This is a genomic window from Limihaloglobus sulfuriphilus, from assembly GCF_001999965.1.
Taxonomy (GTDB): Bacteria; Planctomycetota; Phycisphaerae; order Sedimentisphaerales; family Sedimentisphaeraceae; genus Limihaloglobus; species Limihaloglobus sulfuriphilus.
In genome coordinates, this window is record NZ_CP019646.1 from 360,674 (window position 1) to 372,436 (window position 11,763).

Sequence of the window (11,763 nt, forward strand, 5' to 3'; positions counted from 1 at the left end):
TTCTATTGACAGTAATTGTGCCTATTAATGAAAGTTTTTACCGTAAAAAGAGGTTTGCCCCTTCAATTCTTCTCCTGTCATTAGATGTTTCACAAAACAAAGAAACTTTACCCCTTTCACTATACCTCGGTTGGATCATCTTCGCCTGCATCCTCGGCATCTTCCTGTGATGGGTCATCTCGATATGTCTTATATTCCGACAAATACAGTCGCTCTGATTCATCTTTGAACTCCTGTCTTCTCTCTTTGATATTTTGCAGTTTCTCGAATACACTTTTGTAGATGATCTTATGTGCTTGATTCTTGAGAGTATCATCGTTGAACTCATCAAACTCCACCTCTTCCTCATCCAGCGTTAGATTCACTAGCCTTAGAATATCATCTTTCGTGATCTTATCTACGGTAGCAAAATCGTCTCGGGTTACGAAATATCCTTTATTGTCATCAATTTTTAATAGCTTCATATCCTTGTCTCCTTTTAATATAGGCGTCATGGCCTGCCTCAAGTGAGTCCAGCATTACCTCATGGTTGTTAATTGTTGTACCGTCCAGTGACTTAAGTTCTTGGTCTGTTGGGTGACCAGAATACAACTTGTACACTGGCCCTCCTTCTTTAATTTCTTTTTTTGCGTACAGTAAATAATCAGCTCCGACTGAAGCACCGACTGTATTGTTATGCGTAACCACAACTACTGGCATTGATTTTGAGATATCTTTAATGATATTGTTGACGTCGCTATTGAGAAACAGGTTATCAAATGAAGATTCCGGCTCATCAATCAGTAAGAAGTCGTGATTTTGCGAATCTTTTATTTTCCGCAGCAGCCTAAATTCAGATCGCTCACCACCTGACACCTCGACTCCATCTCGATTTAGAATCCTATAGCTTATCTTTGCAAACAATTTGTAGAGTTCGGATCGCATCAGGTTCTCATCGGCCAGTAGTGTTTGCAAATAAAGATAAGGTTTTCCATATTGCTTGAACTGTTCTCGGAATGCTCCCTTTCCACTGTTTGCTTCCTTTATTTCTCCAGCGCCTGCAAATGCACCCTTTTCTACAACAACGCTGAACGCTTGAATGCTTTCTTTCCAGATTGTTGCCTCCTTCTGCAAAAATTTGACAATCTCTGAAAATCTATCGACTTTCCTCTTTTCGATACTTACGCGATACAAGTCTATATCTTCGATAGGCTCACTCGCTGATCGTAATTGCAGACTTTCTTTAATATCTCGTATTAAAGAGTTCACTAGCTCCTTCTTCTTTGTTTCAAGTTTCTTTGACCGAAGTAGTTCGATCAATTCACATATAAGCCGCTTCATGGAATTAAGGTCTATATGCTTTTCAATAATACCCCGGAATTCAACATTTTCTATTACTTGTTGAACCGATTCAATCAAATCACGCAACGTCTTGTCTTCACTTATAGAAAACAATGATTCATCAAATAGGGCTGTTTTGGAATAGACATCTCTCCTGTCTGCGTCCTCAGCGGCCCTGAGAAGAGTATCAACATATTTCTCAATTGATCGTTCATTCGCCTGCAAGTCAACACTCATAACATCATTCAAAACCACCTTAAATTCAGACAAATAGTCTTCGAGAATCTGACTTTGATTATTTTGAAGATGTTTTTTAAAATCGCGTTTGTCTTTAGCGTCGTCTTTCTGAACCAATGAAAACTGTTCGATATACTTTACATTGTTATTTAATTTATTGATCTTATTCAATGTCCAGGTTTTTCCGGATGACCTTTCGCCGAGAAGGACATTCAATCCCGTTGACAACATCTGGCCATCATCAAAGACCTGAAACAGATTATTCCCTTTGGTTTCAGATAGAGCAACCTTCCCCTTGTCTTTCAGGCATGTTTTTATAGCGTTTAAAGTCAACTCACCGCAGTCTATAAAAGTTTGTCTTGTGGGGAGACTGTCTAACTCGTCAGATATTCTCTCATCGCTAAATAAAACGGGAGTAAGCATTGTCTTATCTTTAATGGCGCGGATAAATTTCTTGGGGCTATCTACCTCACCAACTGATACGTAACTCGCAATCCACTTTAAAGCTTCCCCTTGGATTGCCGGCCCTTTTTGGTAATGCGGTATCACCAAATAATCATTTAGATCATTAAATATTGTTTCAAGCTCATCGACAGTAATGCGGTTTTCAATTTGGGTGATTTTTTGAGCAACTAATTTAGCTTTGCCTTCGAAGTCTTCCAGGTCAGTTGAATCGCTGATTATCAAAATATGACCACAGTCTAGGCTAATCTCTATTCCCGGAAAAACAACAACTCCTAATGCTTTGCTAATCATATTAAACTGCTCTCCATCAAACATATTATGATTTGTTATTGCAATAGCATCCAGCTTTGCTTTGGAGATGTATTTTTCTAGGTTTGCTATATCAAAGTTAAAATCACTATCCCAGTCAGTTGATATTGTATGAATATGTAAGTCAATTTTTTTCAAGGGCAGCTCCTTTTTAAGATTCCGCTGGCCAGCTACGGACCTTTTTTCCGCCCTGTGGGCGGTTATTTTCTCGTAACTCCATTATTTATAAGACTTACCCGCCTTTTTGCTTGTTTAATCTGTCGCATATAACGCTTACTTTGCCTTGGTTGTTTTGGTTCAGCGTAAATTGGACAAAATCACTTTTTAATTTAAAGAGGGAATTAAGGGGTGAAGTCTCTTTTTTTTTGCAATACATCACATATGTCCTTTATAAACAAAGTTTTACAGCTTAAAATCTGGCCATATTTTAAAGTGTTATTCATATCATTCCTGTTCTGGTCTTCCCTGCCCGACATTCACAGCGGACAGGAATACCCACTCTACCAATGTCAACCAAGACGGTTGACCTGCTTAGGGTCATACGGCCTTTGTTATCATAACAATACATTGTCGGCATTATCGCATATAAAACCCTTATTGTCAACAGAATTATACTGGTTACTGCCGGCGTTTACGCTATAGCTGTCAGTGTTGGGAGAGAAATAAAGGGCCACGGGTTCTTTTAGTTGTAAAGTACTAAATTACAATAATTTATAAAATAAAGTACCGTCAATTGTTCTTGGCAAATACTGCCGTTACCGCCCCAGCAGGTGAATGCCGCCGGCTGATATTTAAATTGACAGTAAGTGTGCCGATGTTATAGTAGGGCGAAACAGACGCGAAATGCAAATTCAGGAAGGTAAATCATGTATTCAAAAAGATTGTTCGTAGTACTTGTTTTGGCCGGCTTGGCTTTCGCCGTCGCCGGAAGTGAGGGTTATATAGTAAGATGGTCGGCTCCCTGGCCGGATCCGGCAAAGCCCGATGCCGGACTGCCTCTGCTGGCGGGCGTTAAACACTATGAGATTTTCCACGGCAGCAGTGAAATGGGAATGTACAACCACGGTCCAGTTTCAATCTGCAATAACGGCGTGTTTTATGTGATGTGGTATTCTCATAAGAACTGCGAAGATGCTTCCGGCCAGAGAATCCTGTTTGCAGACTCGCCGGATGGCATGCAGTGGGCTGACACCGAAATCCTCTTTGATTCGCTCAGCCCGTTCGCCTATCGCGGGGTGGAGGGTATAAACATGTTTCCTTCGGGTTTCTACACCGTCGGGGACCGGCTGTATGCAATCGCCAGGGTGAACTATATAAAATGGCCGCAAGGCCCTGTCACCGAAGGCGGTTCGGTTTATGAGCAAATCGGCTACCTTGCCAGGTGTATCAAAACGCAGGGAACATCTGGAAAGGCATTCTGGCTTCTCGAAGAACTGCCGGAGGATGAGAGCCTTCTGAAATACCCGTGTTATCCGGATACGAACACTCAAACAGCGGCGGACGCCCTGGAGCTGCTGGAAAATATCCGCAACAGGGGCAGGCGTAAAGGTAAATATCCAGAAGCCCCTGAGGGAGTCAAACTCTGCGAGGACAGTATATACACCCGCGGCGACGGCCGGCAGGTAAGGCTTTTCAGGGATGACGGCCGCTCACTGCGTATGTTCGCGTCTATAAGAAGCTCTGAAGATGATAAATGGTCAAGGCCCGTCAAGACGAATATTCCCGATAGCTGCGCAATGACCGTCAGCGGGCGGCTGTCCGACGGCAGGGTTTATATGATAGGCAACAATATCCCAAAACTATGGCTTCGCAGCCCGCTGTTAATTACCCTTTCGGATGACGGCGCGGATTTTGATCAGTCATGGGTAATTCGCTGCTGTGATCCAGAGCTTCGTGAGAAAAAATCCATGGACGGCAAAGGCCCCGGTTTTCAATACCCCAATGTGTGCATGTCTAAGAGCGATATGTGGGTTTTTTATTCTGTCGGCAAAGAAGATATTGGCGTAACACGCATTCCACTGGAAACACTCCCGCAAAAAAGTGATTAACAAGCCTAATTAAAAAATTGGTGTATAATGATTTACGCGGATTCAACTCCCAAGTGCAATTAAGTTAAATCCTGTTTTGTTATCCGGTTAGGTATAATTACTAAGCCGGCAGGAGCCGGGCATTTCCGCAGGCAAGCTCAAGCTCGAATCCCTGCCGACGGAGTGATTTGTAAAATGTCTAAGTGGCAGAATGCCTGCTATCAGGCTTCAGGGGGATATAAACCAGATACGAAAATGAAATCCGTTAAATGAAAAGGATCTAATTCTTGTTAACCCCGCCAAGGCGTCTGTCACGGTTGGCGTAAGAGATGATGGCCTTTTCTACGTCTTCGAGCTTGAAGTCCGGCCAGAGAGTGTCGGTGATGTAGAATTCGGTATAGGATATCTGCCATAGCAGAAAGTTGCTTATTCGCATCTCTGCTGATGTTCGTATCAGCAGCTCAGGATCAATCATATCGGCTGTGCACAATGCTTTTGAGAACTTTTCTTCGTCGATATCGTCGGGCTTGAGTTTGCCTTCAACGCAGTCGGCGGCGAGTTTTTTTGCCGCGTCAATGATCTCCTCCCTCGAGCCGTAGTTCAGAGCCAGCCCGAGTTTCATGCCGTCGTTGGCCCTGGTCATCTCCATGCTCTTATCAAGCTCTTCGAGCAGCTCATCGCTGAGCGGTTCTCTGCGTCCCAGATGGATTAGCTGCACATTGTTCTCCATCAGGGTCGGGCGTATCTCCACGAGGTAGCGGGTAAAGAGCTGCATCAGGAAATCAACCTCCATCTGCGGGCGTTTCCAGTTTTGCATACTGAACGAATAGAGCGAAAGCGCTTCAATGCCCATCTTGACACAATCCAGCACGATTCGTATAACGACCTTTGCGCCTTCCCTGTGCCCGATGAATCGCGGCTCATCCCGCTGCTCGGCCCAGCGGCCGTTGCCGTCCATAATTATGGCGATGCTTTTTGGCATTTTATCTGCCGATATGCCGAGCTTCTCGGCAGCAGCTTGTCTTTTCTGCTCAAAGTCACTCATTTTTCACCCCGGGAGTCTGCTGAAAACAGATTTGTTATTTCTTGTAAATGATATCACTTCTTTTAGGGCCTTTGCCGATCATTGTAACCGGAACATTGGTGATTTTTTCTACCAGTTCAATATATTTCTTTGCGTTTTCCGGCAGTTCATCATAAGTGCTGATCTTGCTGATGTCCTCTTTCCACCCGGGCAAAGTTTCATACACCGGCACGGCTTTGGCCAGCTCGCCGGCATCCGAGGGGAAGAAGTCAGTTTCCTGGCCGTCGATGGAGTATGCACGGCAGACTTTCAGCTCATCAAAACCGCTGATCGTATCGAGGTGCATCATTGCCAGCTCATTGATTCCGCCGATAAGGGCAGAATACCTGACGACTATGCCGTCAAACCAGCCGCACCTGCGGGGCCTGCCGGTAGTTGTTCCGTACTCATTGCCGCGTTCACGGATAGTCTGGCCGATCTCGTTGTCAAGCTCGGTTGGGAAGGGGCCTGCCCCGACGCGTGTTGTGTATGCCTTTATCACGCCGATGAACCGTTCAACCATCTTGGACGGTACCCCGCAGCCGGGACCCATGCCAAGCGCCGATGCGTTGGAGCTTGTTACAAAGGGAAATGTTCCGTGGTCAAGGTCCAGAAGTGCGCCCTGGGCACCTTCAAACAGCAGCGATTTGCCGCCGGCTATCATCTCGTGAAGCACCTTAGTTGTGTTGCATACGTATTTTAGCAGTTTATCCGCCGCGGTTTGGCAGTCCTGGAATACCTCGTCAACGCTTATCGGCTCTGCTCCGTAAAGTGCGGAGAATACCTTGTTCTTATATTCAATTATCTTTGTCAGTTTTTCTTTGAGGCCGTCAAGGTCTCGGAAATCCGCCATGCGAACGGCAAAACTTCGGCCGATTTTATCGGCGTAACACGGTCCTATGCCGCGGTTTGTGGTGCCGATTTTGTTCTTGCCCAGCGCCTCTTCTCGCAGGCCGTCTTCGATTTTATGGTATCTTAGCACAACATGGGCATTTTCGCTTATAAACAGCCTGCCGTCCATGGAAATATCCTTTTTAGTCAGGCCTTCAAGTTCTTGTATAAAGACTTCCGGGTCGAATACCACGCCGTTACCGATTACGCAGGCTGTTCCCGGGCGAACCGCGCCGCTGGGCATCAGGTGAAGGGCGAATTTATTCTCGCCAATGATAACGGTGTGTCCGGCGTTGGCACCTCCGGCAAAACGTACCACGGCGTCGCACTGCTCGGCGAGGATATCAACTACCTTGCCTTTGCCCTCGTCTCCCCACTGCAATCCTACGATGCAACAGTTCATTATATAAAACCTCAATTTTAATAGAGTTAACATAATTAAGCCGCACGGCAGACACAGCCGGTGCGGCATACGAACATATTCTATGCAAAAAGGGGCTTTTAGCAAATACTTTTTCGCCGCGTCGAGCCTTTCCGGCGGCAGACGGAGAGTTTTGTGAAATTCCCCATGGGATATCTTGAGTTTAATGCCCACCTGGCAAAGCATTTATATTTGCCAAAACATCGATTTCTTTTGCGGTTTTGATTGTAATAATTCGCAGACATTCAATAAAATGTTGACTTTAGATGATGATGTTGTAGAATTTTTTTAATAACTACTTACATAAAACAGCTTTAGTTTAAAATCAGGATCGGGCGGTTGTGAAACAGAAAACAACAAAAAAGATTTTGCGTAAACAGATGCCGATGCGGCGGGTACTTCTGGCTCTTTTGCCTTGTGTTGCCGGCAGTATTTACTTTTTTGGCTGGCGGAGTCTGGCGATGGTTCTCTACGCGGCGGTTATCGGCTTTATCACAGAGCTTATATTCTGCCGGATTCGTAAAGAATCTGTCAGCGAGGCAGTGTTTGTAACCACCACAATATTCTCGCTGATCATGCCGCCGGCAGTCGGTTTTCATGTTATGACAGTCGGCGTGGTATTCGCGGTGATGTTCACCAAGGAGATTTTCGGCGGTTTCGGGCGAAACATTTTCAACCCCGCGCTTGCCGGACGTTGTTTTGTATATGTATGCTTTCCCGTGGCGCTTACAGGTGCCTGGAGCCCACCCGCACAGGGTGTCTGGGGAGCGTTAGATCAGTGGACTACCGCAGTTACGGCAGACGCGATTACAGGCGCCTCGCCAATGGGCAACCTCAAAGCTGGTAAAATCGTTCTCTCCGGCGATGAATCGGCGGCAGAGACTGTTCCATTTGACATAGATGAAGGCGAAACTGTCGAGCTGAAACGCACAGCGCTTCTCAAAGGGCTTCTGCTGGGCAGGATCAGCGGCACAATGGGTGTTACCAGCGTGCTTCTGATACTGATCGGCGGCGTGTATCTCTATGTTACAAAGACGGCAAGCCGCAAGATTATCCTTTCAACCATAATCACTTATGCCGTTGTCAATCAGGTCTTGTACTGGTTCGGGGTTGACCCTGTTCCGGGGGCATGGCCGGCGGTTCTTGGCGGTGGTTTCCTTTTTGGGGCGTTCTTTATGGCGACAGACCCGGTTAGTGCACCCAGAACTGAAGAGGCCAAAATATTTTACGGCATAATCATCGGCGTATTCACAACGGTTATCAGGAATTTTTCGATATTCAACGGCGGGCTGATGTTCTCGATACTCATCGGCAACATGTTCGCACCGATTATCGATTACGGTGTGCGGGCATATAAGGCCAGAAAAAGTGAAAAGGAGCCGGCATGATTGCAGATAAAAAATGGTTTCCCGTTTTGTATATGTTCGTTATAACCGCTTTGTGCAGCTCGGTTTTGATTGGTTTTACGCGTGTTACTTCTGAGCGTGTGGATGCCAACCAGCTGCTCGCGTTTGAAAAGGCTGTATTGGAGGTTCTGCCGGGGGTTTACGAGCAGGGGCAAAACGCATCGGGGGTAGATGTCCATAAAATGTTTACTGAAAAGGTTACCGAGCCCGATGAGTCTTCCGCCGGCGCGTACACGTTAAGAGAAGACGGCAAAATAGCCGCGTACGCTCTGCCGGTCAGCGGCCAGGGATTCTGGGCGCCGATTGACGCGATTATTGGGATCGCCGCCGACGCTGAGACAATAACCGGCATAGCTATATATGAGCAGAACGAGACACCCGGCCTCGGCGCAGAGATTACCAAGCCGCAATTCAAGTCCCAGTTTGACGGCAAGGTGCTTTTAGAGGGCGATAAGCCACTCAGCATCAAACGCCCGGGCAGTGAGCTCGACGATAGCAGCGTGCACGCCGTTACCGGAGCCACCCAGACAAGTGTGCGGTTTGAGAAGATTATCAATGACGGCGTAAAGAAGTGGCGGCAGGAGATGGGAACTATAAAATAGGCAATAGGCAATAGGCATTAGGCATTAGGCAATAGGCAATAGGCAATAGGAAATAGGCATTAGGAAATGATGATATGAATGCAGAGAGTAAAAAACTGATATACGAGGGGTTATGGAAAAATAATCCCGTCTTTCGGCAGGTGCTGGGTATTTGCAGCACGCTGGCGGTAACAAACCTTGTGATGAACACTGCTGTTATGTGTGTGGCGCTTATCTTTACTCTGTCACTGAGCTCGGCATCGGTTTCGATTCTTCGCAACATCACACCCCGCAATATACGAATGATGGTCGAGACGCTTATAATCGCTTTTTATGTTATCATCGTTGACATTATCCTCAAGGCATACTGGCCCCAGATGAGCACGAACCTCGGGCCGTATGTGGGTCTGATAATTACAAACTGTATTGTGATGGGCCGCTGCGAGGCGTGCGGCATAAACAACCCGCCGGCAACCGCCTTTATCGACGGTATGTTCAATGCACTGGGCTATTCGTTTGTACTGCTGATAATCGCTACTTTCCGCGAGATTCTGGGAATGGGGACGTTTCTGGGTTTCTCGGTGCCGTATTTCAGCGGGCCCGGCTGGGATAAATGGATCATAATGGTCATGCCGCCCGGGGCGTTTTTTATGCTCGCAATAGTGGTATGGGTGTTCAGGTCTATCCAGGATAGAAAGGAGCAAAGCTGATATGAATTTTGGTTCTGAAATTTCACAGGCCTTTGTAGTCTGTATATCCGCGATATTCACGCAGAATATTCTGCTCTCGTATTTCCTTGGGCTTTGCCCGTTTATCGGCGTTTCCCGTGAGGTTAAGACCTCGATCGGGCTGGGGCTGGCGGTGATATTCGTTATGACATTTACCGTGATGCTCAACTGGCTGGCGTATCATTATGTGCTTGCTCCGCTGAACCTGCATTTTTTCCGGTTTATAATGTTTATCATCATAATCGCCGCGTTTGTTCAGTTTATTGAGATGGCAATAGACCGCTTTTCGCCGGTGCTGTACCAGAATCTGGGGGTTTTCCTGCCGCTGATAACGGTAAACTGCGCGATACTGGGTGTCTCGCTGTTTATGGTGATACGTGACTACAGCTTCATAGTTACCATCGGCTACGGCCTGGGCAGCGGTATCGGCTGGTTTCTGGCGATTATCGCAATGGCGGGCATTCGCCAGCGGCTGGCAAACGAGCGGATACCAAAGGGGCTCCAGGGTGCAGGGATAACGCTCATTGTTGCCGGCATAATGGCGCTGGCATTTATCGGTTTTACAGGTGTTTTGCAGGGACAGTAAAGTCTTGGCTCTATAAACAGGAATTTAAATGTTTACAACAATACTGATATCCGTACTTATAATAAGCCTGATAGCTGCGGCGCTTGCGGCGGTTCTGGCAGTCTCCGAGAATTATCTCGGCGATTACGGCCCGTGCAAGATTACTATCAACAAGGAAAGCGAGCTGGAGGTCCGCGGCGGCAAGAGCCTGCTGGCGCTGCTTTCCCAGGAGAAGATATTCATCCCGAGTGCCTGCGGCGGACGGGGCACGTGCGGCATGTGCAAGCTCAAAGTTCTCGAGGGCGGCGGGCCGCTGCTGCCGACAGAAGAGCCGTTTCTAAGCGATGAAGAACGTGATTCAAACGTGCGTCTCTCATGTCAGGTTAAGGTTAGAAACGATATAGAAATACAGATACCTGATGAGATATTTGCCGTTCAGGAGTTTAAATGCAGATGTGCTGATATCCTCGAGCTCACCCACGACATCCGCCAGTTCACCTTCGAGCTGATTGAGCCGGAGAAGATTGATTTTGTGCCGGGCCAGTATGTACAGCTCTTTACCCCCGCCTATGAAAAGAGCAGCGAAGAGGTTTACCGCGCGTACTCGATATCATCTGATGCCCGTAATGACGGCAAGATTGAGCTGATTATCCGGCTTGTACCAAACGGCATCTGCACGACGTACTGTTTCGATTATCTCAAAGAGGGCGACGAGGTGAAGCTCAACGGCCCTTACGGCGATTTTCAGCTTTCCGATACAGAGGCACCGATAATTTTCATCGCCGGCGGTTCGGGCATGGCTCCGATAAAGTCGATGCTGCACCAGATGGTCAATACCGATAATAAACGCAAGGCCTCGTACTTCTTCGGAGCAAACAAGGTCAGTGAGCTTTTCCTGGGCGATTTGATGAAGGATTTTGAGTCGCAGCTGGCAGATTTTACGTATGTGCCGGTAGTTGCCAACCCCGAGCCGGAAGAGAACTGGGACGGCGAAACCGGTCTTGTAACTGAAGCTGTCAAGCGGCAGATCGACGATGCCTCGGTTTGTGAGGCGTACCTGTGCGGCAGCCCGGGCATGATCGACGCTTCAATAGCCGTTCTAAAAGAGCTTGGCATGAAAGAAGAAAATATTTTCTACGATAAATTCGCTTAAAGCAGAGGGGCAGTTGAATATGAAAGAATCACCGCAATCAAAAAAACTCGAAGCTATGCTCAGGTCATCAAAGCTCGTGGCGGGCGGCTTTCTCGGCACGGACAACCGCAGCGTCTCGGAGATTATTGAAACTGACCGGCAAACGGCTGCCGCGGCTGGGTATTCAACCGCAGAGATCGCCCGGCGGATGCAGGAGATTACCGACATCGCAGTTACGGGTTTGGGTAATTTTGTGCGGATTGATGAGGGCCTGGAAGCGATGGTCGAAGAGGCAAAGGGCTCGCTCGTATGCCCCTGGCCGCACCCGGGAACTTACGCAAAACGTGTAACGATACTTAGAGATACAAAAAACCAGAAGTTGCTCCAATGGTCAGATTTGAATATCCACATGATCGCGGAGCACGGATTTTTCGAGGGCAGGGGCTCAACGTTTAGGTTGGAACCTGATGAGCTGGCAGATGTGATATTTTGAAAGTCTGCCGTTTTGTGGGAGACTGGATAACCCTGAATGTTTTTTTTAGTCCAAGTTTCAGCTTGTTCTTAGAAAACGCACTAAAGTGCGAACTCTTGCGTGGTGCGGATATTCCTTATCCGCTA

At 47.2% G+C, this 11,763-nt stretch carries 11 protein-coding genes; 7 read left to right on the forward strand and 4 right to left on the reverse strand.

Annotation, left to right across the window (positions count from 1 at the left end; genetic code table 11):
* Positions 1-119: 119 nt before the first annotated feature.
* A complete protein-coding gene (locus SMSP2_RS01315; RefSeq protein ID WP_146682231.1) occupies positions 120-464 on the reverse strand; it encodes a hypothetical protein in 345 nt (114 codons plus the stop codon).
* Positions 445-2,469, reverse strand: coding sequence for a PHP domain-containing protein (locus tag SMSP2_RS01320; protein ID WP_146682232.1), 2,025 nt, complete (start codon positions 2,467-2,469; stop codon positions 445-447). The genes SMSP2_RS01315 and SMSP2_RS01320 overlap by 20 nt, the downstream gene beginning before the upstream one ends.
* 728 nt (positions 2,470-3,197) lie before the next feature.
* Here SMSP2_RS01320 and SMSP2_RS01325 point away from each other — a divergent pair.
* The gene (locus SMSP2_RS01325) at positions 3,198-4,379 is read left to right on the forward strand and encodes an exo-alpha-sialidase (RefSeq protein ID WP_146682233.1); all 1,182 of its coding nucleotides are present in this window, start codon (positions 3,198-3,200) and stop codon (positions 4,377-4,379) included.
* 259 nt (positions 4,380-4,638) lie between these two features.
* Here SMSP2_RS01325 and SMSP2_RS01330 read toward each other — a convergent pair whose 3' ends face one another.
* The gene (locus SMSP2_RS01330; protein ID WP_146682234.1) at positions 4,639-5,403 is read right to left on the reverse strand and encodes an isoprenyl transferase; all 765 of its coding nucleotides are present in this window, start codon (positions 5,401-5,403) and stop codon (positions 4,639-4,641) included.
* Between the two features lie 34 nt (positions 5,404-5,437).
* Positions 5,438-6,715: an adenylosuccinate synthase gene (locus SMSP2_RS01335; RefSeq protein ID WP_146682235.1), complete on the reverse strand. Its 1,278-nt coding sequence runs from the start codon at positions 6,713-6,715 to the stop codon at positions 5,438-5,440.
* Between the two features lie 359 nt (positions 6,716-7,074).
* On the opposite strand from SMSP2_RS01335, the gene SMSP2_RS01340 reads away from it, so the two are divergent.
* The 6 genes from SMSP2_RS01340 (at position 7,075) to SMSP2_RS01365 (ending at position 11,638) form a co-directional block, all read left to right on the forward strand.
* Positions 7,075-8,121, forward strand: coding sequence for an RnfABCDGE type electron transport complex subunit D (locus SMSP2_RS01340; protein WP_146682236.1), 1,047 nt, complete (start codon positions 7,075-7,077; stop codon positions 8,119-8,121).
* Positions 8,118-8,741, forward strand: coding sequence for an RnfABCDGE type electron transport complex subunit G (locus SMSP2_RS01345; protein ID WP_146682237.1), 624 nt, complete (start codon positions 8,118-8,120; stop codon positions 8,739-8,741). The genes SMSP2_RS01340 and SMSP2_RS01345 overlap by 4 nt, the downstream gene beginning before the upstream one ends.
* A 74-nt stretch (positions 8,742-8,815) precedes the next feature.
* On the forward strand, positions 8,816-9,430 hold the full coding sequence (locus SMSP2_RS01350; RefSeq protein WP_146682238.1) for an Rnf-Nqr domain containing protein: 615 nt from the start codon (positions 8,816-8,818) through the stop codon (positions 9,428-9,430).
* Position 9,431: 1 nt separating this feature from the next.
* Positions 9,432-10,034: an NADH:ubiquinone reductase (Na(+)-transporting) subunit E gene (locus tag SMSP2_RS01355; RefSeq protein WP_146682239.1), complete on the forward strand. Its 603-nt coding sequence runs from the start codon at positions 9,432-9,434 to the stop codon at positions 10,032-10,034.
* Positions 10,035-10,062: 28 nt separating this feature from the next.
* Positions 10,063-11,166 (forward strand): NADH:ubiquinone reductase (Na(+)-transporting) subunit F, encoded by a 1,104-nt coding sequence (locus SMSP2_RS01360; protein ID WP_146682240.1) that lies wholly within the window; start codon positions 10,063-10,065, stop codon positions 11,164-11,166.
* 19 nt (positions 11,167-11,185) lie between these two features.
* A complete protein-coding gene (locus tag SMSP2_RS01365; RefSeq protein ID WP_146682241.1) occupies positions 11,186-11,638 on the forward strand; it encodes a hypothetical protein in 453 nt (150 codons plus the stop codon).
* Positions 11,639-11,763 lie beyond the last annotated feature (125 nt).